The 24,567-nt window shown below is 57.9% G+C and carries 28 protein-coding genes and 1 tRNA gene; 5 read left to right on the top strand and 24 right to left on the bottom strand.

What is annotated here, in order from left to right:
• Positions 1 to 69: 69 nt before the first annotated feature.
• From nadA to ACW9HW_RS18750, 19 genes are all read right to left on the bottom strand, one after another.
• On the bottom strand, positions 70 to 1,128 hold the full coding sequence (gene nadA / locus ACW9HW_RS18840) for a quinolinate synthase NadA (protein WP_095193181.1): 1,059 nt from the start codon (positions 1,126 to 1,128) through the stop codon (positions 70 to 72).
• Positions 1,129 to 1,400: 272 nt separating this feature from the next.
• A tRNA-Lys gene (locus ACW9HW_RS18835) sits at positions 1,401 to 1,476 on the bottom strand.
• Positions 1,477 to 1,539: 63 nt separating this feature from the next.
• Positions 1,540 to 2,232: a 7-cyano-7-deazaguanine synthase QueC gene (gene queC / locus ACW9HW_RS18830; RefSeq protein WP_095193180.1), complete on the bottom strand. Its 693-nt coding sequence runs from the start codon at positions 2,230 to 2,232 to the stop codon at positions 1,540 to 1,542.
• A 1-nt stretch (position 2,233) separates the two neighbouring features.
• Entirely contained in the window at positions 2,234 to 2,881 is a 648-nt protein-coding gene (queE, locus tag ACW9HW_RS18825; protein ID WP_095193179.1) for a 7-carboxy-7-deazaguanine synthase QueE, read from the bottom strand.
• A 167-nt stretch (positions 2,882 to 3,048) separates the two neighbouring features.
• A complete protein-coding gene (ybgF, locus tag ACW9HW_RS18820) occupies positions 3,049 to 3,894 on the bottom strand; it encodes a tol-pal system protein YbgF (protein WP_095193178.1) in 846 nt (281 codons plus the stop codon).
• Positions 3,895 to 3,900: 6 nt separating this feature from the next.
• Complete coding sequence (pal, locus tag ACW9HW_RS18815) at positions 3,901 to 4,398, bottom strand: peptidoglycan-associated lipoprotein Pal (RefSeq protein WP_003178634.1); 498 nt, start codon at positions 4,396 to 4,398, stop codon at positions 3,901 to 3,903.
• Between the two features lie 52 nt (positions 4,399 to 4,450).
• Complete coding sequence (gene tolB, locus ACW9HW_RS18810) at positions 4,451 to 5,731, bottom strand: Tol-Pal system beta propeller repeat protein TolB (protein ID WP_371917511.1); 1,281 nt, start codon at positions 5,729 to 5,731, stop codon at positions 4,451 to 4,453.
• Between the two features lie 17 nt (positions 5,732 to 5,748).
• Positions 5,749 to 6,828: a cell envelope integrity protein TolA gene (gene tolA, locus ACW9HW_RS18805; protein ID WP_095193176.1), complete on the bottom strand. Its 1,080-nt coding sequence runs from the start codon at positions 6,826 to 6,828 to the stop codon at positions 5,749 to 5,751.
• Positions 6,828 to 7,289 carry a protein TolR gene (tolR, locus tag ACW9HW_RS18800; RefSeq protein ID WP_457401229.1) on the bottom strand — a complete coding sequence of 154 codons (462 nt, stop codon included), beginning with the start codon at positions 7,287 to 7,289 and terminating at the stop codon, positions 6,828 to 6,830. Before tolR ends, tolA begins: the two co-directional genes overlap by 1 nt.
• A 14-nt stretch (positions 7,290 to 7,303) precedes the next feature.
• On the bottom strand, positions 7,304 to 7,999 hold the full coding sequence (gene tolQ / locus ACW9HW_RS18795; RefSeq protein ID WP_007995636.1) for a protein TolQ: 696 nt from the start codon (positions 7,997 to 7,999) through the stop codon (positions 7,304 to 7,306).
• Positions 7,989 to 8,456: a tol-pal system-associated acyl-CoA thioesterase gene (gene ybgC, locus ACW9HW_RS18790; protein WP_457401227.1), complete on the bottom strand. Its 468-nt coding sequence runs from the start codon at positions 8,454 to 8,456 to the stop codon at positions 7,989 to 7,991. The genes tolQ and ybgC overlap by 11 nt, the downstream gene beginning before the upstream one ends.
• A 127-nt stretch (positions 8,457 to 8,583) precedes the next feature.
• Entirely contained in the window at positions 8,584 to 9,645 is a 1,062-nt protein-coding gene (ruvB, locus tag ACW9HW_RS18785) for a Holliday junction branch migration DNA helicase RuvB (protein ID WP_095193173.1), read from the bottom strand.
• Complete coding sequence (gene ruvA / locus ACW9HW_RS18780; RefSeq protein ID WP_095193172.1) at positions 9,646 to 10,254, bottom strand: Holliday junction branch migration protein RuvA; 609 nt, start codon at positions 10,252 to 10,254, stop codon at positions 9,646 to 9,648. It lies immediately after the preceding gene.
• Between the two features lie 114 nt (positions 10,255 to 10,368).
• Complete coding sequence (ruvC, locus tag ACW9HW_RS18775) at positions 10,369 to 10,893, bottom strand: crossover junction endodeoxyribonuclease RuvC (protein WP_457401224.1); 525 nt, start codon at positions 10,891 to 10,893, stop codon at positions 10,369 to 10,371.
• A 150-nt stretch (positions 10,894 to 11,043) separates the two neighbouring features.
• Positions 11,044 to 11,790 carry a YebC/PmpR family DNA-binding transcriptional regulator gene (locus tag ACW9HW_RS18770; protein ID WP_095193170.1) on the bottom strand — a complete coding sequence of 249 codons (747 nt, stop codon included), beginning with the start codon at positions 11,788 to 11,790 and terminating at the stop codon, positions 11,044 to 11,046.
• Between the two features lie 124 nt (positions 11,791 to 11,914).
• The gene (gene aspS / locus ACW9HW_RS18765) at positions 11,915 to 13,690 is read right to left on the bottom strand and encodes an aspartate--tRNA ligase (RefSeq protein WP_095193169.1); all 1,776 of its coding nucleotides are present in this window, start codon (positions 13,688 to 13,690) and stop codon (positions 11,915 to 11,917) included.
• A 120-nt stretch (positions 13,691 to 13,810) separates the two neighbouring features.
• Positions 13,811 to 14,032 (bottom strand): FmdB family zinc ribbon protein, encoded by a 222-nt coding sequence (locus ACW9HW_RS18760; RefSeq protein WP_007977333.1) that lies wholly within the window; start codon positions 14,030 to 14,032, stop codon positions 13,811 to 13,813.
• Between the two features lie 122 nt (positions 14,033 to 14,154).
• A complete protein-coding gene (locus tag ACW9HW_RS18755) occupies positions 14,155 to 14,505 on the bottom strand; it encodes a ribbon-helix-helix domain-containing protein (protein WP_095193168.1) in 351 nt (116 codons plus the stop codon).
• 262 nt (positions 14,506 to 14,767) lie between these two features.
• The gene (locus ACW9HW_RS18750) at positions 14,768 to 15,238 is read right to left on the bottom strand and encodes a Dps family protein (RefSeq protein ID WP_095193167.1); all 471 of its coding nucleotides are present in this window, start codon (positions 15,236 to 15,238) and stop codon (positions 14,768 to 14,770) included.
• A 310-nt stretch (positions 15,239 to 15,548) separates the two neighbouring features.
• Here ACW9HW_RS18750 and ACW9HW_RS18745 point away from each other — a divergent pair, with 310 nt between their 5' ends.
• The gene (locus tag ACW9HW_RS18745; protein WP_095193166.1) at positions 15,549 to 16,151 is read left to right on the top strand and encodes a cold-shock protein; all 603 of its coding nucleotides are present in this window, start codon (positions 15,549 to 15,551) and stop codon (positions 16,149 to 16,151) included.
• Between the two features lie 63 nt (positions 16,152 to 16,214).
• On the opposite strand, the gene ACW9HW_RS18740 is transcribed toward ACW9HW_RS18745, so the two are convergent.
• The 3 genes from ACW9HW_RS18740 to ACW9HW_RS18730 all read right to left on the bottom strand — a co-directional run bounded on the left by ACW9HW_RS18740 (position 16,215) and on the right by ACW9HW_RS18730 (position 17,389).
• Positions 16,215 to 16,421 (bottom strand): SlyX family protein, encoded by a 207-nt coding sequence (locus ACW9HW_RS18740; protein WP_137803948.1) that lies wholly within the window; start codon positions 16,419 to 16,421, stop codon positions 16,215 to 16,217.
• Positions 16,422 to 16,424: 3 nt separating this feature from the next.
• Complete coding sequence (locus tag ACW9HW_RS18735; protein WP_095193164.1) at positions 16,425 to 16,850, bottom strand: HIT family protein; 426 nt, start codon at positions 16,848 to 16,850, stop codon at positions 16,425 to 16,427.
• Between the two features lie 104 nt (positions 16,851 to 16,954).
• Positions 16,955 to 17,389, bottom strand: a complete 435-nt coding sequence (locus ACW9HW_RS18730; RefSeq protein ID WP_457401221.1) for a hypothetical protein — start codon at positions 17,387 to 17,389, stop codon at positions 16,955 to 16,957.
• Positions 17,390 to 17,745: 356 nt separating this feature from the next.
• Here ACW9HW_RS18730 and ACW9HW_RS18725 point away from each other — a divergent pair, with 356 nt between their 5' ends.
• Entirely contained in the window at positions 17,746 to 19,071 is a 1,326-nt protein-coding gene (locus ACW9HW_RS18725; protein WP_457401220.1) for an OprD family porin, read from the top strand.
• A 209-nt stretch (positions 19,072 to 19,280) separates the two neighbouring features.
• On the opposite strand, the gene ACW9HW_RS18720 is transcribed toward ACW9HW_RS18725, so the two are convergent.
• Both ACW9HW_RS18720 and ACW9HW_RS18715 read right to left on the bottom strand, forming a co-directional pair.
• Positions 19,281 to 20,123, bottom strand: a complete 843-nt coding sequence (locus tag ACW9HW_RS18720; protein WP_095193162.1) for a mechanosensitive ion channel family protein — start codon at positions 20,121 to 20,123, stop codon at positions 19,281 to 19,283.
• Positions 20,124 to 20,310: 187 nt separating this feature from the next.
• The gene (locus ACW9HW_RS18715; RefSeq protein ID WP_095193161.1) at positions 20,311 to 20,796 is read right to left on the bottom strand and encodes a YajQ family cyclic di-GMP-binding protein; all 486 of its coding nucleotides are present in this window, start codon (positions 20,794 to 20,796) and stop codon (positions 20,311 to 20,313) included.
• Between the two features lie 133 nt (positions 20,797 to 20,929).
• On the opposite strand from ACW9HW_RS18715, the gene ACW9HW_RS18710 reads away from it, so the two are divergent.
• The 3 genes from ACW9HW_RS18710 to ACW9HW_RS18700 are packed head-to-tail and all read left to right on the top strand — an operon-like array spanning position 20,930 to position 24,514.
• Positions 20,930 to 21,847: a putative 2-dehydropantoate 2-reductase gene (locus ACW9HW_RS18710; RefSeq protein ID WP_457401217.1), complete on the top strand. Its 918-nt coding sequence runs from the start codon at positions 20,930 to 20,932 to the stop codon at positions 21,845 to 21,847.
• Positions 21,848 to 21,892: 45 nt separating this feature from the next.
• On the top strand, positions 21,893 to 23,929 hold the full coding sequence (locus ACW9HW_RS18705; RefSeq protein ID WP_095193159.1) for a sensor histidine kinase: 2,037 nt from the start codon (positions 21,893 to 21,895) through the stop codon (positions 23,927 to 23,929).
• A 3-nt stretch (positions 23,930 to 23,932) separates the two neighbouring features.
• Positions 23,933 to 24,514: a cob(I)yrinic acid a,c-diamide adenosyltransferase gene (locus tag ACW9HW_RS18700; protein ID WP_457401215.1), complete on the top strand. Its 582-nt coding sequence runs from the start codon at positions 23,933 to 23,935 to the stop codon at positions 24,512 to 24,514.
• Positions 24,515 to 24,567 lie beyond the last annotated feature (53 nt).

The raw sequence follows: 24,567 nt of genomic DNA, 5'->3' as shown, positions 1-24,567 counted from the left end.
TTAATGTCAGCTGATACGCCCTCTTCGCGAGCAGGCTCGCTCCCACAGTTTTTTGCGGTTTGAGCGCTATTAAGCGTTGCCTGCCAACTTCATCCGCGCAGCCTGGGTGAAATCCAACATGCGCTTGAGCGGCCGAATGGCCTGGGGAATCAGCGCAGGATCGACAAAGATCTCGTTGGTCCCCTCTTTCAAGCTCTTCAGCGTGCGCTCAAGGGTATTCATCGCCATCCACGGGCAGTGTGCGCAACTGCGGCATGCGGCCCCGTTGCCGGCGGTTGGCGCTTCGATAAACACCTTGTCCGGGCACAACTGCTGCATCTTGTAGAAGATGCCGCGATCAGTGGCGACAATCAGGGTTTTGTTCGGCAGCGTCTGTGCCGCCGCGATCAACTGACTGGTGGAACCCACAGCGTCTGCCAGCTCGATCACCGAGGTGGGCGACTCCGGATGCACCAGGATCGCCGCATCGGGATACAGCGCCTTCATGTCCTCGAGCTGCTTGGACTTGAACTCTTCGTGAACGATGCAAGCTCCGTCCCACAGCAGCATGTCGGCACCGGTCTGGCGCTGGATGTAAGTGCCCAGATGCTTGTCTGGCCCCCAGATAATGGTTTCGCCGTTGTCCATCAGGCTTTCAACGATCTCCAGCGCGCAGCTCGACGTCACCACCCAGTCCGCCCGCGCTTTTACCGCTGCCGACGTGTTGGCATAGACCACCACCGTACGCTCGGGATGCTGGTCGCAGAACGCGGAAAACTCGTCGACCGGGCAACCCAGGTCCAGCGAGCACGTGGCTTCCAGCGTCGGCATCAGGATGCGCTTTTCGGGGTTGAGGATCTTGGCCGTTTCGCCCATGAATTTGACCCCGGCGACCACCACGGTCTTGGCCGGATGGGCATTGCCGAAGCGGGCCATTTCCAGCGAGTCGGAAACGCAGCCACCGGTTTCTTCGGCCAGGGCCTGAATGATCGGATCGCAATAGAAGTGGGCCACCAGCACTGCGTCCTGAGCCTTGAGCTCGGCAGCGATGGCAGAACGGTAATAAGCTTCCTCATCGGCTGTCAGCGGCTTGGGCTGCTTGGCGTCGAGGTGGGCTTGAACCAGAAGGCGTTCGGAAATCTGCGTCATGTTCGCAAGACCTGCAGGCGCATTCGCGCGAAAGTCGAGTATACACCCGGCTCCGGACCCAACAGGGTACCGCCGGGAAAGTGAGTATTGATCAGGCACGGACAGCGTTGAAGCTGCGCAAGGCTACAGAATATCCCGTGGATGCAAAAGATGATTCTGATCTGTGTCATGCAGTACGGTCCGGGAATCGGGCGGACTTAAATCGCGGGCAAAAAAAAATCCGGAAATCCTCACTTTCGTGGGCCTTCCAGACTTTTAAAACAGCTTGAAAATGGTGGGTCGTGTGGGATTCGAACCTACGACCAATTGGTTAAAAGCCAACTGCTCTACCAACTGAGCTAACGACCCGCTGTGTGGTGGCGCGTATAATACTGATTTTTAAGGACTATTCAACACCTATTTTGAAATAAATCAAAAATAAGGTGTTGGATCGCTGATTCCGGCCGCCGCAAAGCCTTCCGCACGCAGGCGGCAACTGTCGCATTTGCCGCAGGCGCGGCCATCGTCATCGGCCTGATAGCAGGAAACGGTCAGGCCGTAGTCCACCCCAAGCTTCACACCTGCCTGGACAATCTGTGCCTTGCTCAGGTTTTGCAGGGGTGCCTGAATACGGAAGCCCTGCCCTTCAACACCGGCCTTGGTGGCCAGATTGGCCATGCGCTCGAAGGCCTCGACGAACTCTGGGCGGCAGTCAGGATAACCGGAGTAGTCGACAGCGTTCACACCGATAAAAATGTCACGCGCACCCAGCACTTCGGCCCAACCCAACGCCAGTGACAGGAACACCGTGTTGCGTGCCGGCACGTAAGTCACCGGGATGCCTTCCCCCGCTACTTCCGGCACGTCGATACTGCTGTCGGTCAGCGCCGAGCCGCCGATGCCGTTCAGGTTCAGACCGATCACCTTGTGCTCGACCACACCCAAGTCACGGGCGACACGCTCGGCGGCATACAGCTCTGCGTGGGAACGCTGACCATAGTCGAAACTCATGGTGTAGCAGCTGTAGCCTTCAGCGCGAGCCATGGCCACGACGGTTGCCGAATCCAGGCCACCGGACAGGAGGATGACCGCACGTTTTTCCACAGTGTTCAATTGTTCAGTCATATCAGCGCCCCGGCTCGTCATTCCAAAGATATTTATGCAGCTGCAATTGCAGGCGCACTGGCAGATTGTCCGCCACCACCCAGTCAGCGAGATCCCGAGCATTGAGGTCGTGATGACTTGGCGAGAACAGGACTTCCCCGGCGCGCTGGTCCAGACCGTACTGGATCAGCTTGGAAACGGACCAGTCATAGTCTTCCCGCGAGCAGATGACAAATTTCACCTGATCGTTGGGCGTGAGCAGTTCAATGTTTTCGTAACGATTGCGATGGGCTTCCTTCGAACCCGGAGTCTTCAGGTCGACGACACGACTGACCCGAGGATCCACGGCCGAGATATCGATAGAACCACTGGTTTCCAGTGACACTTCGTAACCGGCGTCACACAACCGCTTGAGCAATGGAATGGCGTTGGGTTGCGCCAGGGGCTCGCCGCCCGTGACACAGACGTAACGCGGACGGAACCCTGCCACTTGCTCAAGGATGTCGTCGAGCGTGCGAATGGTTCCGCCGGTGAAGGCGTAGGCGCTGTCGCAGTATTGGCAACGCAACGGGCAACCGGTCAGGCGCACAAAAACCGTGGGCAGGCCGGCAGTCCGAGTTTCACCCTGCAACGAGTAGAAAACTTCGGTGATTCTCAATGTGTCTTGCATAGTCGCCACGGGCGTAACAGCTAAACAGGCTGTCCGCCTCCGTCAGGCACTTCAAGGAACCCCGGCAATGCGCAGATCCCAAAAAGCGTGTTTCAGAAAAAAGGGGAAGAATTCTAACAAAAAACCCGCGACAAGCGCGGGTTTCTTCGAAACAGGTCAAGCAGCCCTTACATTTTTTGCAGATCACGCTGTGCCAACTGAGCGGCGGAAGTACCCGGATATTGGGAAACCACCTGCTGCAGAATGCCTTTGACCCGGTCGGTATGACCGAGGCGGCGCTCTACATCAGCGAGCTTATACAGCGAATCAGGCACTTTGGCGTGCTTCGGGTAAAGCTGTGAAACCTTGGCAAACGCCTGACCTGCACCTTGCAGATCACCTTTGGCCAGGTTCACCTCACCCAACCAGTACTGGGCATTGCCCGCGTATTGGCTATTCGGGTATTTGCGCAGGAATGCGGCGAAAGCCTGGCTGGCCTTGTCGAAATCCTTGGCCTTGATCAGGTCGAAGGCTGCGTCGTAGTAGAGCTTTTCCTTCGCCGGGTCTGCCGGCTCGCTGCCCGCGGCGGGTGCTTGAGCGGCTGCTGCTCCTGCACCGGCGGCTGCGCCTGCTGCTGCACCGGGGGCATTCAAATCGCCACCGGTGGAAGAATTATCGGGAGTCGCGGCTGGTGCAACGCCGGATCCTATGCGCCGATCAAGATCCTGATATCGCTCCAGGCTCTCTTGCTTCATGCGCGCTACATCATTTTGCAGTTCTTCAATCACACCCTGTTGGCGCGAGATCTGATCCTGCATTTGTTGCAGTTGGTTGAACAGCTGGCCCTGTGCCGAGACAGGGGCCGAAACCCCTCCCCCGGCATAGGCGCCGTTCGTACCGTAACCCGCAGGCGGATAACTGCTCCCGCTATTGTTATAGCCGGAGTCATTATCGACCACAGGAACCTCAGCCCACACCGCAAACGGTGCGAGACTGAGAGCCAGAACAGTTACAGCACGACGGCACGTTCGCATGACGAATTACTTACGCAGTTCGACGCGACGGTTTTGAGCCCAGGACTGCTCGTCGTTGCCGGTAGCAACTGGACGCTCTTCGCCGTAGGAAACCAGTTCCAGCTGAGCTGGGGAAACACCTTGCAGTACCAGGTAGCGTTGAACGGCTTTCGCACGACGCTCGCCCAGTGCCATGTTGTACTCACGAGTACCACGTTCGTCGGTGTTGCCTTCCAGAACAACGCGAGCGCCGTTTGCTTTCAGGTCTTTGGCGTGAACGTCCAGAGCGCGCATGGCTTCTGGCTTCAGGTCCGAGCTGTCGTATTCGAAGTAGAAAGTGGTGATTGCGCGCAGAGCAGCTTCTTCGCTCAGGGAGCCGTCAACTGCACCAGTGTTTGCGCCGTAACCAGCGTTTGGATCTACCGCGCCTTCACCGGCATTGTCGCCGCCTTTGGACGAGCAACCTACAGCTACAGCCATGGCCAGAGCCAGCGCAGCAAATTTACCAAACTTCAGCATTTCCATCGTGAAACTCCTAATGAACCCCAGTGTGTTAAGTAAAACGTAAAGCGCCGCGTCAGTTCAGGTAAGGGGACCAGGAAGGTTCTCTGACTTCGCCTTGTGCGGTAGGAAGCGGGAGCCTTACGCGTCCATTGATGGACACGAGCATCAAGACTCCCCGGCCCTGCTGGCGGGTGGCGTAGATTACCATGGTGCCGTTGGGCGCAACAGTAGGCGACTCGTCCAGAGTGCTATCAGTGAGGATCTTTACACTACCGCGCTGCAAATCCTGAGCCGCCACCTTGAAATTGGTGAAACCGTCCTGGCGGTGGATCATCACCAGGGTCTTTTCGTCAGCCGACAGCTTAGGGTTGGCGTTGTAGTTACCGACGAAAGTCACACGCTCGGCACCGCCACCACCCACGCTGGTTTTGTAGATCTGCGGTTTGCCGCCACGGTCGGAGGTGAAGTAGATGGTCGAACCATCCTTGCCCCAGAACGGTTCGGTGTTGATGCCCTGGCCGTTGGTGACGCGACTGATCTGACGCGAACCCAGGTTCATCACATAGATGTCCGGGTTGCCATCTTTGGACAAGACGAATGCCAGGCGATTGCCATCCGGCGACCAGGCTGGCGCACCGTTCAGGCCTTCGAAGTTGGTGATCTGTTCACGGCGACCGGTGTCGATGTTCTGCATGAAAATGCGCGGACGCTTCTGCTCGAACGAGACGTAGGCGATGCGCTTGCCATCCGGTGCGAAACGCGGCGACAGGATCGGCTCGCGCGATTGCAGCAGGGTCACGGCGCGGGCACCGTCATAGTCCGAACGTTGCAGCGTGTAGCGAGTGTTCTTCTCGGAGAAGCGCTCGGCCGTCACGTACAGCAGGCGAGTCGAGAACGCACCTTTGATACCGGTGAGTTTTTCGAACGACTGGTCGGAGATGTAGTGCGACATGTCGCGCAGTTGATCGACGCCGCCCGACACGCTGCCGGTCAGCACTTGCTGCTCGGTAGCGACGTTGAACAATGCGTATTGAACCTGCAGGCGACCGCCCGCCGGAACAATGCTGCCGACCATGACGTACTGGGCACCCAGCGCCTTGAAGTCACGGAAGATGATTTCGCTGGCCTGGCTTGGCTGGCTGATCATGTTCTGTTTTGGAATCGGCGAGTAGTAACCCGAGTTGCGCAGGTCGTTACCGATGATTTCGGCCATGTCGTCCGGCAGCACGCTGCCGCCCTGGAAGCCGAACGGCACGACCGCGATCGGAGTGGCCCGATCGCTGCCGCTTGTTACCAGAATGTTTTTCTCATCTGCCATCGCCATCCCTGCCATGCAGCAGATAGCGACCAGCATTCCTCGAAGAAGGTTTCTCACAAGGCTAGATCCTCAGGTGTGAATGTCATCTTGAATGAACGATACGGAGCAAAATCGCTCGGCTTCATTCCCTGCATTTCTGTCAAACGTCCAATATTCTTCACCGCCGCTACAGCCGATGCGTCAAACGGACCGTCACCACTGGACCTGGACACGCTGACCGAAGTCACCGTACCGTCCGGCAACATGCCGATTTGCAACACGACCGTCATGCCTTTGCGGGCCGAAGGTGGACGGGCCCAGCCTTCCGCTGCACGAGCTCGAATCAGGTCATCGAAACTGCCGGCGACTTCGTCACCCTGCTCATCGGCCAAGGCCTGCTGACGCTGCGGCGTATCGGAAAGCAAATCTGCCAGGGCCTGAGCCTTTTTGTCTTCGGCGGATTTACGTGCCGCATCCTGCGCTTTCTTCTTCGCAGCATCGGCAGCAGCTTTCTTCTTCGCTTCTTCGGCGACTTTCTTCTTCGCCTCTTCAGCTTCAGCTTTCTTCTTGGCGTCTTCCGCGGCTTTCTTCTTCGCGTCTTCGACGATCTTTTTCTTCGCTTCTTCAGCGGCCGCTTTCTTGGCCTCTTCTTCAGCAGCCTTCTTGGCTTCTTCTTCCGCTTTCTTCTTGGCTATATCAGCCAATTGTTTCTCTTCTGCCTTCTTGGCTTCGGCGGCCTTTTTCGCGTCGTCGGCTTTCTTGGCTTCATCAGCCTTTTTCGCCTCTTCCGCTTTCTTGGACTCGTCGGCCTTCTTGGCTTCCTCGGCCTTTTGAGCCGCTTCTTCTTTCTTTTGTTCCGCAGCCTTCACTGCTTCCTGCTCGACCTTCTTCTGTTCCATCTGCTCTTCTTCGGTCTGGCGCGCGGCGGATTTCTTCGCCTCACCCGCAATCTTCTGATTGGTCTGGGTGGTTGCCTGACTTTTCGATTTCAGCTGGTACAGGGTTGCCTGAACAATCGGCTTGGCCGGCGGCAGCTCCGGTGTGAAGGCAAAACTGACGAACAGCATGCCGAACACCAGCACGTGCAAGCCAATCGCCCAGACACTAGGCCAGAAGTAGCTTTCCGAGGCGGACGGCTCTCGCTGTTGCTGCATCAGGGCGCCTCGGTAATCAAGCCAACATTACCGACCCCGGCTTTCTGCAACCCGCCCATGGCGCCCATCACGGAACCATAGTCGACGCTCTTGTCGCCGCGAATGAAGACCTGGGTACGCTTGCCGCCTTCGTTGCCGACGCGAATGATCTTGGTCACCGCGTCAGTCATCTGCGGCAGGGTCATGGCGCGATCTTGTTGCTTTTCGGTATCGACTTCGCTGCCAAGGTTCCAGTAATAGGTCTTGTCAGATTTGATCGAAATGGTCAGGACCTGGGTGTTGTTGTCCTGCGGCAAGGCTTCGCTGGAAACCTTCGGCAGATCAACTTTCACGCCCTGATTGAGCATCGGCGCGGTCACCATGAAGATGACCAGCAGCACCAACATCACGTCGATGTAAGGCACCACGTTCATCTCGGCGACCGGCTTGCGCTTTTTGCGAGCTCGAGCGGTTAAAGCCATTGGAAATTACCTGCTTATTCTTCGCTGGTGTGCACTTTGCGGTGCAGGATCGCCTGGAATTCATCGGCGAAGGTGTAGTAACGGCCCAGCAGGGTTTCGCTGCGAGCGGCGAAGCGGTTGTAAGCGATAACGGCCGGGATGGCGGCGAACAGACCGATCGCGGTGGCGATCAGGGCTTCGGCGATACCTGGCGCAACGGTGGCCAGGGTCGCTTGCTGGGCAGTCGCCAGGCCACGGAAGGAGTTCATGATGCCCCAGACGGTACCGAACAGACCGATGTACGGGCTGACAGAACCGACGGTGGCCAGGAACGGCAGGCTCTGCTCGAGCTTTTCTTCTTCACGGGAAATGGCAACGCGCATGGCACGAGCCACACCTTCCATGACCGCCTCCGGGTCAACGCCTGGCTGCTGGCGCAGACGGGAGAATTCCTTGAAACCGGCACGGAAGATCTGCTCGACACCCGAATCCGGGTCCGGGTTGCTGCCCGCCTGACGGTAGAGTTTGGACAGGTCGATACCCGACCAGAAGCGCTCTTCGAAGCTCTCCAGGGCGCGTCGACCGGCGCGCAGCAGGTTGCTGCGCTGAAAGATCATGATCCATGAGGTCACCGATGCGGCTACCAGGGTCAGCATTACCAGTTGCACCACGATACTGGCATTGCTGACCAGGCTCCACATGGAGGAATGGTCGACGACGTTAGCTTCCACGCTTTATCTCCTGCTTTGAGTGTGTACCCGCGCCGCTCAGGTCGGCAAAGGCCGCTCGTAGAGCTTCGGGAATGGCCCGGGGTTTTAAACTTTCAGTGCGCACACAGGCCACCAGAAACTGCCCTTCACAGAGCAGTGCATTATCCGTGGCCCGCCTGACCTGCTGCTTGAAGCGCAAGCTGGCACGGTTCAATTCGATTACTTCAGCGCTTACCAGCAGCTCGTCATCCAGTCGCGCCGGCGCGTGGTAGCGCGCTTCGCTGGAATGCACGACGAACAACAGGTCCTCCCCTGCCAGCTGCGATTGGGCAAAGCCCAGCTCTCGTAGCCGCTCGGTTCGAGCCCGTTCCATAAACTTGAGGTAATTGACGTAATACACGATGCCGCCCGCATCGGTGTCCTCGTAATAAACGCGACAACGATGTGCGAAAGGCTCAAGCCCGTTTTGCGCGCGCATACTCTAGTGCTTACTCCTCGGGTTGCCAATCCGGCCAGGCAACTGTTTTTCAATGTTCTGCGGCTTTCTGGCGAAAGTACGGTCCTAGGACAGCACAATGCCCGAAAATTCAGCCCGCAAAAGTTAATTAATCGTCCACGGCATCGAGAAACTCGTCTACCACGGGCATCTCGCCCAATCGTGACGGAATGTTTAAGCCGAAGTGCAGGTACGCATGCCGCGTCACCACCCGGCCCCGCGGGGTACGCATGATGTAGCCCTGCTGAATCAGGTAGGGTTCCAGCACGTCTTCAATGGTGTGGCGCTCTTCACTGATGGCCGCCGCGAGACTGTCGACCCCGACCGGCCCGCCATCGAACTTCTCGATCATGGTCAGCAACAGACGTCGATCCTGGTGATCGAAGCCGCGCTCATCGACGTCCAGCAGGTTCAGGGCCAGGTCGGCAATAGGTTTGGTGATATGGCCCTTGGCACGAACTTCCGCGAAGTCCCGCACCCGGCGCAGCAAGCGGTTGGCGATCCGCGGCGTGCCGCGGGCACGCCGGGCGATTTCGAAGGCGCCCTCCGGGTCCAGCGGCAAGCCAAGAATGTTCGCCGAACGACTGACAATCGTCGACAGATCGGCGTTGCTGTAGAACTCCAGGCGTTGGACGATCCCGAAACGGTCACGCAACGGGTTGGTCAACATCCCCGCCCGCGTTGTCGCGCCGACCAGGGTGAACGGCGGCAGATCGAGCTTGATCGAGCGCGCGGCCGGGCCTTCGCCGATCATGATGTCGAGCTGGAAATCTTCCATCGCCGGGTACAGCACCTCTTCAACGATCGGCGACAGGCGATGGATCTCGTCGATAAACAGCACGTCGTGCGGCTCGAGGTTGGTCAGCAACGCCGCCAGGTCACCCGGACGCTCGAGGACCGGCCCCGAGGTGCTTTTGATCGAAACCCCCATTTCCTGGGCAATGATGTTGGCCAGGGTGGTTTTACCCAATCCCGGAGGACCAAAAATCAGGGTGTGGTCCAGGGATTCGTTGCGCCCTCGGGCAGCCTGGATGAACAACTCCATTTGCTCGCGAACGGTCGGCTGGCCAATGTATTCGGCCAGGCTGACGGGACGAATCGCCCGGTCCTGGACTTCCTCGCGGTCACGGGGACCACCCGTGGCGGCGATCAGACGATCAGCTTCAATCACTTAGATCATTCCCTTCAGGGCACGACGAATCATGTCTTCACTGCTCAAGCCTTTCTCCTTGATCGCGGAAATCGCCTTGCTGGCTTCCTGCGGCTTGTAGCCCAGGGAAATCAGCGCGCTGACCGCGTCGTTCTCGGCGGTATTGACCGGCGCGGGTCCGTCCGGCTGGTTCGGCACCAGGGCGAACATGCTCGGCACGGTTTCCCAGGCCTTGAAGCGATCCTTGAGCTCCACCAGCAGACGCTCGGCGGTTTTCTTGCCCACACCCGGCACCTTGGTCAGCGCCGAGGTATCCTGGGACTGCACGCAACGGACCAGTTCGTCGACTTCCAGGCTCGACATCAGGGCCAGGGCCAGTTTCGGACCCACGCCATTGAGACGGATCAACTCGCGAAAAAAGTCTCGCTCGCGCTTGCCGACGAAGCCATAGAGTAACTGCGCGTCTTCGCGTACGACCAAATGGGTGTGCAACGTCAGCGGCTCGCCGACCGACGGCAAGCGATAAAGCGTGGTCATGGGCACTTCAAGCTCATAACCCAGGCCGTTTACATCCAGAATCAGATGCGGCGGCTGTTTCTCAGCCAGTGTGCCGCGCAAGCGTCCAATCACGTTACAGATCCTTGAGCGTTGGCCAGCTCGAAGCCAGCGACTGACAGAATGAGGAATTCGCGCCGACAACCCAGGCGCAAACACCTCATTCCCTAAAATTGACTGCTGATGCTATCAGAGACTCAGACGCCCGCCACGACTGCGTGCCGTACCCAGGCCATGGGGCAACAGACTGGAACGGGTGTGAGCATGGCAAATGGCAATGGCCAGGGCGTCCGACGCATCGATTTGCGGTTTGCTGGTCAGCTTCAGCATGTGCATGACCATCATTTGCACCTGTTCCTTGTTGGCGGCACCGGTGCCGACCACTGCCTGCTTGACCTGGGTCGCGGTGTATTCCGCAATCTCCAGGCTTTCTTCTGCGCCCGCCACGATGGCAGCACCACGGGCCTGCCCCAGCTTCAGGGCGGAATCAGCGTTGCGCGCCATGAACACCTTTTCAATGCCCATGGTCACTGGACGGTAGGTCTGAATGATCTCCCGCACCCCGCGATAGACAATCTGCAGGCGTTCATGCAGTTCGCCGGCTCCGGTGCGGATGCAACCAGAAGCCACGTACTCGCAGCCACGTCCGGTATCGCGTACCACGCCATAACCGGTAATGCGCGAACCGGGGTCGATACCAAGGATTAAAGTCATAACGCCTGCGGGTTCAGTAAAAGCAAGAAAATCGAATAACAAATGTGGGAGCGAGCCTGCTCGCGAAAGCGGTTCCATATTCAGCAACGATACTGCCTGAAAATCCGCATTCGCGAGCAAGCCCGCTCCCACAATGGACTCTGGTCGCCCTTAACCGAGCTGTGCAGCCACCGACTCCGGAATATCCGCGTTGGAATAGACGTTCTGCACGTCATCCAGGTCTTCGAGCATGTCGATCAGCTTGAGGACTTTTTCCGCGCCTTCCAGATCCAGCTCGGCGCTGGTGGTCGGCAGCATGACGATTTCCGCGTCATTACCCTTGAAACCCGCCGCTTCCAGCGCGTTACGCACGGAATAGAACCCGGCAAACGAAGTGAATACATCGATGGACCCGTCTTCGTTGGTCACCACGTCATCGGCATCGGCTTCCATGGCCGCTTCCATCAACGCATCTTCATCGACGCCGGGCGCGAAGGAAATCTGCCCCTTGCGCTCGAACAGATACGCAACCGAACCGTCGGTGCCGAGGTTGCCGCCGCACTTGCTGAACGCATGGCGCACTGCCGCTGCCGTGCGGTTGCGGTTGTCGGTCATGCACTCGACCATCACCGCCACGCCGCCAGGACCGTAACCTTCGTAGGTCAGCTCAACCACGTCGTCAGTGTCGGCAGCACCGGTGCCACGGGCGATGGCGCGATCAATGATGTCGCGGCTCATGTTCGCACCAAGCGCCTTGTCCAGGGCCAGGCGCAGACGCGGGTTGGAGCCTGGATCGCCACCACCCTGACGGGCAGCGACAGTCAGCTCACGAATCCACTTGGTGAAGATCTTGCCTCTCTTGGCATCCTGACGTTCTTTGCGGTGCTTGATGTTCGCCCACTTGGAATGACCTGCCATAACTCGCTCCGAATTCTCTTTGAAACATCGCCCGCCACGCTGGATAGCGCCGGCCGGCAAACAAAAAAATCGACCCTGTCAAAAAACGAAAGGCGCATCCGAAGATGCGCCCTTCAGGTCAGCCTTACTCGGCCTTAGGCGTTTCACGCAGACGAATGTGCAGTTCGCGCAATGCCTTGGCATCCACCTGCCCCGGTGCCTGAGTCATGACGTCCGCCGCGCTCTGGGTTTTCGGGAAGGCGATCACTTCACGGATCGACTGGGCGCCGGTCATCAGCATCACCAGACGGTCCAGGCCGAAGGCCAGACCACCGTGCGGTGGCGCACCGTATTTCAGTGCATCGAGCAGGAAGCCGAATTTCTCTTCCTGTTCCGCTTCGTCGATACCCAGCAGACGGAATACTGTCTGCTGCATCTCTTTACGGTGGATACGGATCGAACCGCCACCCAGCTCGGTACCGTTCAACACCATGTCGTAGGCACGGGACAGCGCGGTAGCCGGGTTGGCTTCCAGCTCTTGCGGCGTGCACTTCGGTGCGGTGAACGGGTGGTGCAAGGCGGTGAAACTGCCGTCGTCGTTCTCTTCGAACATCGGGAAGTCGACCACCCACATCGGTGCCCATTCGCAGGTCAGCAGATTGAAGTCGTGACCGACCTTGATCCGCAGCGCACCCAGGGCTTCGCTGACGATCTTGGCTTTGTCGGCACCGAAGAACACGATGTCGCCATCGACTGCACCCACACGATCGAGGATCACGTTCAGGGCTGCTTCAGGAATGTTCTTGACGATTGGCGACTGCAGGCCTTCGACACCTTTGGCGCGCTCGTTGACCTTGATGTACGCCAGGCCCTTGGCGCCGTAGATGCCGACGAACTTGGTGTAGTCGTCGATCTTGCTGCGCGGCATGCTCGCCCCGCCCGGCACGCGCAGTGCGGCAACGCGGCTTTTCGGGTCGTTGGCCGGACCGCTGAACACTTTGAATTCAACGTCCTTGAGCTGGTCGGCAACGTCAACCAGTTCCAGCGGGTTACGCAGGTCCGGCTTGTCCGAACCGTAACGACGCATGGCCTCTTCGAAGGTCATGTGCGGGAACTCGCCGAATTCCAGACCCAGCACTTCCTTGAACAGGTTGCGGATCATGCCTTCGGTCAGGCCAATGATGTCTTCTTCATTGAGGAAGCTGGTTTCGATGTCGATCTGGGTGAATTCCGGCTGGCGGTCGGCACGCAGGTCTTCATCGCGGAAGCACTTGGCGATCTGGTAGTAACGATCGAAACCGGCCACCATCAGCAGCTGCTTGAACAGCTGTGGCGATTGCGGCAAGGCAAAGAACGAACCGGCGTGGGTACGGCTTGGTACCAGGTAGTCGCGAGCACCTTCCGGGGTAGCACGGGTCAGGATCGGCGTCTCGACGTCGAGGAAGCCGTTCTCGTCCAGATAGCGACGGATGCTGGTGGTCATGCGCGAACGCAGACGCAGCTTCTCGGCCATTTCCGGGCGACGCAAGTCCAGGAAGCGATAGCGCAGACGGGTTTCTTCGCCGACGTCCGAGTAATCGTTGAGCGGGAACGGCGGGGTTTCCGCTTCGTTCAGCACTTCCAGTTCGTAGCCCAGCACTTCGATCATGCCCGACGCCATGTTGGCGTTGGTGGCACCGGCCGGACGCAGGCGCACCTTACCGGTGACCTTGACCACGTATTCGCTGCGCACACGATCGGCAACGGCGAAGGTTTCAGCGCGGTCCGGGTCGAACACCACCTGGGCCAGACCATCACGATCACGGATATCGAGGAAAATCACCCCACCGTGGTCACGGCGACGGTGGACCCATCCGCAAAGGGTAATTTCCTGGCCTTCCAGGCTTTCGTTCAGTTGGCCGCAATAATGGCTGCGCATCATGGTCGTGGATTCACTTCTGTAATTCGACATTCGGTTGGAGACCTTGCGTACGCCGGTTGACCGACATGGCAAGCGCTCACGTGTTTGGTTCGTTCAGAGCACTCGGTTCAGAGCATGGCCCTAGTCAGCTTTGTCGCCGCCGGCCAGATTCTTCTTGGAACCGGTCTTGAAATCGGTCTCGTACCAGCCGGTACCGCTGAGGCGAAAACCCGGCATGGACAGCATCTTCTTGAGCTCTGGTGCCTGGCACGCAGGGCAGTCGACCAGCGGTGCATCGCTGATCTTTTGAATGGCTTCCAACTGATGACCACAGGAAGCACATTGGTAATCGTACATCGGCATGGGGGTTGTCTCGGCGATCAGATTGCTACCGCGCACGCTGGGTTTTGCGGCAAAGAGCGGGATTATATCCATTAAATGCAGCCTGTGCAGCCGTAAGACTGCACGGATCGACATGCAGCCTTTTACCGCGCAGACGGAGCAACGGCCACACAGCCTCCTTCCTTCAAGCTATGCACAACACAGACAACCCGCACCAGCCCGGTGAAATTCCTCACCCCACCATGACGCAAATGCACTTCGCGATCCACGTGAGACAACAATGCACTGACCGAGCAGCAATTGATCCTGGCCATTTCAGCCAGGATATCCCAGTAAACCTGCTCAAGCCGCAAGCAGGTGGCGAAGCCATTCAACCGCACCGAGCGGGACAAGGGCTGGGCAAGCCCCATATCGAATTCACTGACAAACGGATCAATCCTTATGTCCTTGAGCAGACCGATCCTTCCTTCCTTGCGCCTGTCTTCATCAACCATTGCGTTGACACTCCTTTGCCATCCCTGGTTTCCATAAGAGTCTGTCCGCTTATAGAACCGCGAGGGCAAAGTTATATCCAGATGACTTTTTGACCATCCGCGTAGGAGAAGCCAACAACTGAAGGCAGATCATGGAGAGCGTCCTACGCCCGAGCTTTTCCTGCTCTATCTGGCGAAATTTCACTCAATAGGCAGGTGATTTTCGCTCAAGCATAGGCAACGCGCGAATAGCACCCCATAAGGCGTTATTCACGCGCCGGTTTTACTGGTCCAGCAGGGCACGGAGCATCCATGCGGTTTTTTCGTGAACTTGCATACGCTGGGTCAGCAGGTCAGCCGTCGGCTCGTCACTGACTTTCTCGAGCAGAGGGAAAATTCCGCGAGCCGTACGCGTCACAGCCTCCTGCCCCTCTACCAATTGCCTGATCATGTCTTCGGCAGCCGGTACGCCCTCTTCCTCTTTTATAGAGGACAGGCGCGCATAAACAGAATAGGCACCAGGAGCCGGGAATCCGAGCGCGCGAATTCGCTCGGCAATCGAATCGACCGCCAGGGCCAATTCGTTGTATTGCTCCTCGAACATCAAGTGCAGGGTCCGAAACATGGGACCGGTGACGTTCCAATGGAAGTTATGGGTCTTCAAATAAAGGACGTAAGTGTCCGACAGCAGGCGCGAAAGTCCGTCGACAATGGACTTGCGGTCCTCTTCACTGATACCGATATCGATTGCCATGCTTTTCCCCTAAAGGTGATGGATTTCATCCGACAGGTGCAGGACCACTCTAGCAAGCCTGCTGCCACGCTGCAGCCCTGGATGCCATCTCGACCTGCGACAAATCGCCCCCGATGCACCGCTGGACTCCTTGATTTGAGTAGCCACAAGCTTTGCTGTTAAATAGGCGGTGTGTCGCTGGCGCCCTTATTTTCCGGGCGCTGCGCATAGGCTGATAAACAGGTACGTGCTCAACGCCTCTTATTGTTCTGAAGCGAACCGTGCCTCGTCAGCTCTTCCTTGTGAACCGTCTGAACGTGAGTTAATCAAAATGTTGAAAATCGTCCACCTGCTAATGGGCGCAGCAGCCTTGCTGCTGTCCTTCATCCCTAGCCTGCGAACCGAAGCCGTACCTTACCTGCAACAACCCGATGCGCTGTACCTGGCCTTGTTCGGCCTGCTCAACCTCACCCTCGCTCCAGTCATCCCCAACTGGAACAAAGGCCCGCGCCATCAACTGCAAAACCTGGTCAGCGCACTGCTGGTTCTGGCTGTCGTTGTGCAAACCCTGACGCTGCTTGCGCCAATGCCCGTCATTGCCGGTCAACCTGCCGTTCTGTTCAGCCTGGTTGCAGCCCTGGTTGCCGTTGTTCTGCACCTGGCCATCAGCTTCTACAAATCGTCACCGGCTGCTGCCGCGCCAAGCTATGACATGAGCAACCGCGATACCGGCACCGTCAAGTGGTTCAACACCTCCAAAGGCTTCGGCTTTATTTCCCGTGACTCCGGCGACGATATTTTCGTGCACTTCCGGGCCATTCGCGGCGAAGGTCACCGCGTCCTGGTCGAAGGCCAGCGTGTGGAGTTCTCCGTCATGAATCGTGACAAAGGCCTGCAAGCCGAAGATGTGATCGCCGCCCTGCCGCGACGCTGATCCGAAGCCATAAAAAAACCGCGAACAGCCTGTAGCTGCTCGCGGTTTTTTAATGCCTGCATTTCAATAATGCGGCGGTGGCGCTTCTTCCTCGAAAGACTCGAACTGGCCAGCCATTTCTTCCTGGCGCTTGAGCAACGCAGCCATTTGCAACTGCAGGCGTTCAACGGCCCGCTGCTGCGCCGCCAGCACATCATTCAATGCCTGGATGGTGTCATCCTGAAACGCCAACTGGCTTTCCAGATCGGTAACGCGTTCTTCCAGGCTCATGATTCAACCCTCCAGAAACGTGAAGTCATCGGTCAACACCAGACGCAACCGCTCGCGAATCGCGGCAACCTGTTCGACACTGTACGGCTTTGCAGGGTGCTTGCCCCAGACCGGAGCCGGCCAGGCGGCGTCCTCCCGCTTGCGCACGATCACATGCATGTGCAACTGACTGACCACATTACCCAGGGCCGCGACATTCAACTTGTCCGCGTCGAATGAATCCTTGAGCGTTTCTGCCAATGCCGTGGTTTCCTGCCATAGCTGCTGCTGATCGGCGACATCCAACTGAAATATCTCACTGATATCGTCGCGACGAGGTACCAGGATGAACCAGGGATAGTTCGAGTCATTGGACAGCAGCAGCCGACACAACGGGAAATCACCGATCGGTAGGGTGTCTTGTTGAAGTCGTGGATCTAAAGCGAACACTTTTTGGGCACTCCCGCCGGGTCATCATTTTCAGCTTAGCGCCCATCCCGAGAGAACGCGCACCAAGCGACTGGACGGCAGCATACCTGCGAACGCAGCCGTCTTCACGACGAACCACCAAGCCACCACTCAAACTGCCCCGGGATGTAACACCTGACGCCAAAACGCACCAATACGGAACCAGCACCGACTGCAAAAACGCTGAACTGACTGACAGATAACGATTCGTTCAAACGTCGAAAAACGCTGAACTGTATGAATTCAGTACAGCGATTGAGATTTTTTGCACCAAAACCGCACAGTGCGTCTACGCTGAGTCGTTCGAACATCCGCCTTTTACTCACTGGCGGGGTGAACCGGTAACGTTTTCGGTTGTCACGGGGCGGTAACAGCATGGTCAACACGATGCAAAGAATGGCGTCAAGCCCAATCACCAACAGGATGAACCCCCCGGTTTTATGAGGTTTTAACGGCATCAGGCAGCGCTTCAGAAAAAAATATCGGCAGTTTTCCGATTTGTGCACGCTTGTTGCATTCACACCCACATCGTCTATAAGGCACCGCTGGAAGTGGAAGCCTTGAGACTAAAAAAAACAGTGGCAGGGTAGCCCGATGGAGATTCACACGTTTCACCAGGGACTCTTTTTACCGATGCACCAGCCCAGAGAAACAGCATTAAAGTTGTCAGTCCGGTTGCATCGAGGCTGTAAATTTGCGACATCTAGCAAGCTGTTTGCGACAGGGTCGTAAAGATGCTGAAAGGATAGATGCGCAAGTATCGCCAACATTGTCGGCGTGATATAAGTTTGCGCCGACACAAAAAGAAAGAGCCGCCCAGATAATAAAACAGGTGGAGCGGCAGTACTCTTCTAAAAAACCAAAGGAGCAAATCACGATGCGCGTGATGAAGTGGAGCATGATCGCACTGGCTGTTGCAGCAGGCACCTCGCAGTTCGCAATGGCGTCTTCCCAGGAAGAATCCAAGGGTTTCTTCGGCGACCAGAGCCTGAAACTGAAAACCCGTTTTGAGTACATGAACCGCGATTACAAAAACGGGGATTCGAACTCAACTGGTACTTCCGGCTATCGTCAAGACTCCGGTATCAGCCAACTGCTGACCTACGAGTCGGGCTTCACTCAAGGTACCGTTGGTTTTGGTCTCGACGCCATGGCCATGGGCGCCGTCAAGCTGGACGGCGGTTCGGGCCGCGCCGGTAACGGCCTGTTCGCTGTCGACAGCGAAGGCGATCCGCAGAAATCCCAGGGCAAGGTTGGCGGTGCAGTCAAACTGCGTCTCTCCGACACTACCGTGAAATGGGGCCAGCAGTTCGTTGCCAGCCCAGTATTCGCGACCGACGACAGCCGTATGCTGCCAGAAGTTGCTACCGGTACCCTGATCACTTCCAAGGAAATCAAAGGCCTGGAACTGAGCGCTGGTCGCTTCAACGCACTGAGTGCCCAAACCGGCATGGGCCGTGACAGCATCGCCGGCTTGCCAGATGAAGATGGCCTCCACGGCAAAGGCTTGAGCAACGCCATCAACATCTTCGGTGCCAGCTACGCCTTCACCGACAACTTCACCGGCGCCCTGGCTGCGTCCGATGCTGAAGACTACTTCAAGAAGTACTACGTCAACCTGAACTACACCCTGCCGATCAACGACAGTCAGTCCCTGAACTTCGACCTCAACGGTTACAAAACCAAAGGCGATGATCGCGGCGACCTGGTTGAAGCTCTCGGCGACGGCCACGCAGGCGTAGACAACAACCTGTGGTCCCTGGCAGCAGCTTACAGCCTGGGCGCGCACAAGTTCACCGTGGCTTACCAGCGTTCCAGCGGTGACAACGCTTACTACTATGGCGTTGACGGTAACAGCACCATCTTCGTTGCCAACTCCATCCAGATCTCCGACTTCGTGGGTCGTGACGAGAAGTCCTGGCAAGCTCGCTATGACCTGAACATGAAGGAATACGGCGTTCCAGGCCTGAGCTTCATGACCCGTTACGTGATGGGTGACAACATCACCGTTGAAGGTGAAGGCGAAGGTAAGGAAAACGAGTGGAACGTCGAGTCCAAGTACGTTGTTCAGGAAGGTCCAGCCAAGGATCTGTCGTTCCGTGTGCGTTTCGCCAACTACCGTGCTAACGGCGCATACTCGGACTACCAGAAAGACAACTACGACACCCGTGTGATCATCGAGTACCCGCTGAGCATCCTGTAATCAGGGCGTAAGACCGGAAGTACTGTAGATCAAAAAACGCCCACCTCTTCAGGTGGGCGTTTTTTTATGCCTGCCACATGCTGAACTCAGCAGCAAACAACTTCCGCGCATAACATTAGTACTTTTTTCAATGAACCGATCAATAGTTACAAAAAAGCCCAAGGGACTATTAATCCCTCGGGCTCATGCAGTAACTAATGAAAGAACGCTTACTGTACCGATGCTTCCTGAACCACACGAACAACCCGCTGTGGAAAGGGAATGTCGATACCGGCAGTTTTCAATCGATCACGGGACTGTTCGTTAAACATGAACAGCACATCCCAGTAATCCGCTGTTTTAACCCAGACACGCAGTGAAACAGTGATCGAACTGTCACCCAGCGTCGAAATGACTGCCTGCGGTTCCGGATCAGCCAAAACACGTGGGTCCTTGGCCAGCTCCAGCAATACATGACGAGCCTTTTGCAGATCCGCCTCATAGTCGACACCCACATCAAACACCACCTTGCGGGTCGGCTGACGGTTGGTGTTGGTGATGATGCCGTTGGACAGGTTACCGTTTGGCACGATGATGGTTTTGTTATCGCCAGTGCGCAGTACGGTGTGAAAGATCTGGATACTGTCGACCGTACCGGCAACACCCTGGGCTTCGATCCAGTCACCGATACGGAAAGGACGGAACAGCAGAATCAACACGCCGCCGGCGAAGTTCGCCAGGCTGCCCTGCAAGGCCAGGCCAATGGCCAGACCCGCCGCACCGATGGCCGCCACGAACGAGGTGGTTTCCACGCCGATCATCGATGCCACGCTGACAACCAGCAGAATCTTCAGAATGATGTTCGCCAGGCTGCTGATGAAACCTTGCAGCGCCAGGTCGGCGTTACGCAGGGCGATCAGGCCGCCGAGCTTTTGTGTGACCTTGTTGATCAGCCACCAACCGATGGCAAGGGTAATGATGGCCAGCAACACACGGCTGCCGTATTCCATGATCATCGGAATCCAGGTTTGGGATACCTTGACCAGGTTATCCACTTCAGCATTCAAATCCATCTACGTTCTCCTGATTTGCGGCGATCCGGCACGCGAAAAAATTAAGCGGCAGAAAGGTCCTGCCGGATTGAACACAATCCAGGTGGGAGCGAGCCTGCTCGCGAAGAGGGCATATCAGTCGACATCACTGTTGAATGACACACCGCTTTCGCGAGCAGGCTCGCTCCCACAGGTCCCGCTCTGAGCGTCAGTCGCGGAAGTTGTTGAACTGCAGCGGCATGCCGAATTCCTTGGCACGCAGCACCGCAATGGCTTCCTGCAGGTCGTCACGCTTCTTGCCGGTGATGCGCACCTGCTCGCCCTGAATGGCGGCCTGGACCTTGAGCTTGGCGTCTTTGACGTGAGCGACGATCTTCTTCGCCAGCTCCTTGTCGATGCCTTCCTTGAGCACGGCTTCCTGTTTCATCAGTTTGCCCGAAGCAAATGCGTCCTTGACCTCAAGGCACTGCACATCGATCTTGCGCTTGACCAGGCACAGCTTGAGGATCTCGATCATCGCTTCAAGCTGGAAATCCGCTTCAGCGGTCAGGTTGACGGTCAGGTCCTTTTCCTTGAATTCGAAGCTGCCCTTGCCTTTCAGGTCATAGCGACGATCGAGTTCCTTCACGGCGTTCTCGACCGCGTTGGTGACTTCGTGTTTGTCCAGTTCGGATACCACGTCGAACGACGGCATGTAATCTCTCCAATAAAAGGCGCACCAATGGAGCACGCCTGGCTTGCGGTAAAAATCCGCGCTGATTATAACGGGTCTTTCCCATCATTCACTGCGAGCCGTCCATGCACGCGTTAAACAGAGCAAAAAGCTGATGGCCACCACCTGGCATGTCCTGGGCGCCGGCAGTCTCGGCACGTTGTGGGCCACGCGCCTGGCCCGAGCCGGGGTGCCGGTGCGGTTGATCGTGCGCGATGCCACGCGCTTGCAGGCCTATGAGGCGGCTGGCGGGCTGACACTGGTCGAGCACGGTGAAACCCAATGCTATCCGGTGCCCGCCGAAACGCCCGACAATCAGGCCCCCATCCAGCGTCTGCTGGTTGCCTGCAAAGCCTACGACGCTGAACACGCCGTCGCCCAATTGGCGCCACGCCTGGCCCCCGACGCCGAACTGATTCTGTTGCAGAACGGTTTGGGCAGTCAGGATGCCGTCGCAGCACAGGTTCCACAGGCGCGCTGCATTTATGCCTCCAGCACCGAAGGGGCCTTCCGCGATGGCGACTGGCGCGTGGTCTTCGCCGGCCACGGGTTCACCTGGCTGGGGGACGCCGGTCATCCCGTTGCTCCGATCTGGCTGGACGACCTGGACGCCGCCGGCATTCCCCATGAGTGGAGCATCGAAATCCTGACCCGGCTGTGGCGCAAACTGGCACTCAACTGTGCGATCAACCCGCTGACGGTGCTGCACGACTGCCGCAATGGCGGTTTGCAAGAGCATCACTGTGAAGTCGCCACCCTTTGCGGCGAACTGACCGAACTGCTTGAACGTTGCGGCCAGCCTGCCGCTGCCGAGAACCTGCAACTGGAAGTCGAACGGGTCATCCATGCCACCGCCGCCAACTACTCGTCGATGTACCAGGATGTCAGCAACCGGCGCCGCACCGAAATCAGCTACCTGCTTGGTCATGCCTGCAAAGTCGCCTCCAGGCACCAATTGAACCTGCCGCACCTCAATCAGCTCGAGTCAAGGTTGATCGCTCGCCTGCACAGCCTTGGATTGCCCAGCGACTGAGCAGCGGCTACGCTGGCCACTTGTTCCTTTGCAGCGATAAACCTGATGCCATTGCGCCAGCGCCTTGAAAACCTTCCTGTCGGCCAGAAACTCCTGGCCGCCCTGTTGGTGCTGTTGACCACTGTCCTGCTGGTCGCCAACCTGACCTTTATCAGCGCCGCGTATTACATTTCCCAGGAAAGCATGGCGCCCCAGGCCCTGCAAACCATCGGCCGGCTGGTGTCCAATCCGAGCCTGATCTCCGAAGCGCTGGCATCGCCACAAAGCGCACAACGCCTGCTCGATGAACTCAACAGCTATTCACCGCTGCGTGCCGCCGCCCTGTATGACGGCAAGGGCGAACGCCTGGCGCAGCTGCAACACGGTGACCATCTAAAGCTGCCGGAGCGTTACCGGCACATCGAATCCTGGCAAGCCACCGAATTTCGCAGCAATCAGGTGATCACCCTGCCCCGTCCGGGCACCGCTCCCGGGCATTTGCTTTTGGTGGCCAGCAGCGAACTGCCAATGGCGTTCTATACCGGAACCCTGACCGCCAGCCTCGGCATCCTGATTTTCAGTGTCCTGCTATGGCTGGTGATCGCACGGCAGATCAAACGCTTGATTACCCGCCCTATCCATCAACTCGAAGAGCTGTCACGGCAAGTGACCCGGGAAGAGAACTACGCCCTGCGTGCCTCTCGCGGCAACCACGATGAAATCGGCAGCCTCGCCGAAGCCTTCAACACCATGCTTTCGCGCATCGAGGCGCGGGAACAGCAACTCAAACGGGCGCGGGACGACTCACAGGCAGCCTATGACCAGGCTCAGGGCCTGGCCGAAGAAACCCGGCACACCAATCGCAAACTGGAACTCGAAGTCCAGGTGCGCAGCAAGATCGAGAAGAAACTCACCGGATTCCAGAACTACCTCAACAGCATCATCGACTCCATGCCATCGGCGCTGATCGCCCTCGACGAACAGCTCTACGTGACGCAGTGGAACCAGGAAGCCAGCGCCCTCTCCGGCACCCGCCTGGACGAAGCCCTGAACCAGCCGATCTTCCTTGCTTTCGAGCCACTCAAGCCCTTTCTTCCGCAGCTCAAGCAAACCGTCGAACAACACACGGTGGCCAAGATCGAGCGCGTCACCTGGGTCAAGGACGATGACGCTCGGCATTACGCCCTGACCTTTTATCCATTGATGGGCGGCGCCGGGCGTGGCGTGGTGATCCGGATCGACGACATTACCCAGCGCCTGTCACTGGAAGAAATGATGGTGCAGTCGGAGAAAATGCTCTCCGTCGGCGGTCTCGCTGCCGGCATGGCCCACGAGATCAACAACCCGCTGGGCGCCATCCTGCATAACGTGCAGAACATCCGTCGCCGGCTGTCTCCCGAATTGCCGAAGAACCTCGAACAAGCCGAACAGGTTGGCGTTGAGCTGTCGACGGTCAACGAATACCTGCAAGCGCGGGAAGTGCCGCAGCTGCTCGATGGCATTCAACAGGCCGGTGCCCGCGCGGCGAAAATCGTCACCCACATGCTCAGCTTCAGTCGCCGCAGCACCCGGCAAATGGCTCCGTGCGACCTGCCGGCACTGATCGATCAAGCGGTGGAAATCGCCGGTAACGACTTTGACCTGGCGATCGGTTTCGACTTCAAGGGCCAGGCCATCATTCGCCAGTTCGACCCGGCACTGGGTCCGGTGCCCGGCACGGCCAACGAATTGGAACAGGTGCTGCTCAACCTGCTGAAAAACGCCGCCCAGGCCATTCATCAGCGTGAAGACGACCGCGAGCCGGGGCGGATCATTCTGCGCACCCGACTCAATCCGCCCTGGGCGGAAATCCAGGTAGAGGACAACGGCATCGGCATGAGTGAAAACGTGCGCAAGCGTACCTTCGAACCGTTTTTCACCACCAAGGAGATTGGCCAGGGCACAGGCCTGGGACTGTCGGTTTCGTATTTTATTATCACCAACAACCATAAGGGACAGATGGAGGTGCAATCGACCCTGGGCCAAGGCACCTGCTTCACCCTGCGCCTGCCCCTGGCGGGCACCCCGCTCGTCTCACAAGAACTCAATCAGCTATCGAGGTAACCCATGGGCTTTCGCTTGTCGAAGATTTACACCCGCACCGGCGACAAAGGCGAAACCGGACTGGGCGATGGTCGCCGTGTGCCCAAGGATCACCCGCGGATCGAGGCCATTGGCGAGGTCGACACGCTGAACAGTCAGGTGGGGGTGCTGCTGGCCGAATTGGCGGCGCAAAGTGCCGAATATCCGGGGCTCAATGAAGTGATCGAGGTATTGGCGCCCTGTCAGCACCGGTTGTTTGACCTTGGGGGCGAACTGGCGATGCCGGAGTATCAGGCATTGAACGCCGCAGAAATCGAGCGCCTGGAAGCGGCGATCGATGTGTGGAATGAAGAACTGGGGCCGCTGGAGAATTTCATTTTGCCGGGCGGCTCGCAGCTGATTGCCCAGGCTCACGTCTGCCGCAGCCTGGCACGCAGCGCCGAGCGCCGGTGTCAGCACCTGAATGCGCTGGAGCCGCTGGCCGGGGTGGGGTTGGCGTATATCAATCGGCTTTCGGATTTGTTGTTTGTGGCGGCGAGGTTGATTGCCAGAAGGCAGGGGGTGGCGGAGATTTTGTGGCAACCTGCTGCGAAACCAGAGGTTTAGTCGGCGCCTGTCAGCCCGTCTTCGCGAGCAGGCTCGCTCCCACACTCAGCCGT

Source organism: Pseudomonas sp. SDO5532_S415 (assembly GCF_054071155.1).
The sequence above is the reverse complement of the archived record's forward strand: the minus strand, read 5'-3'. Positions and strand labels throughout refer to the sequence as shown.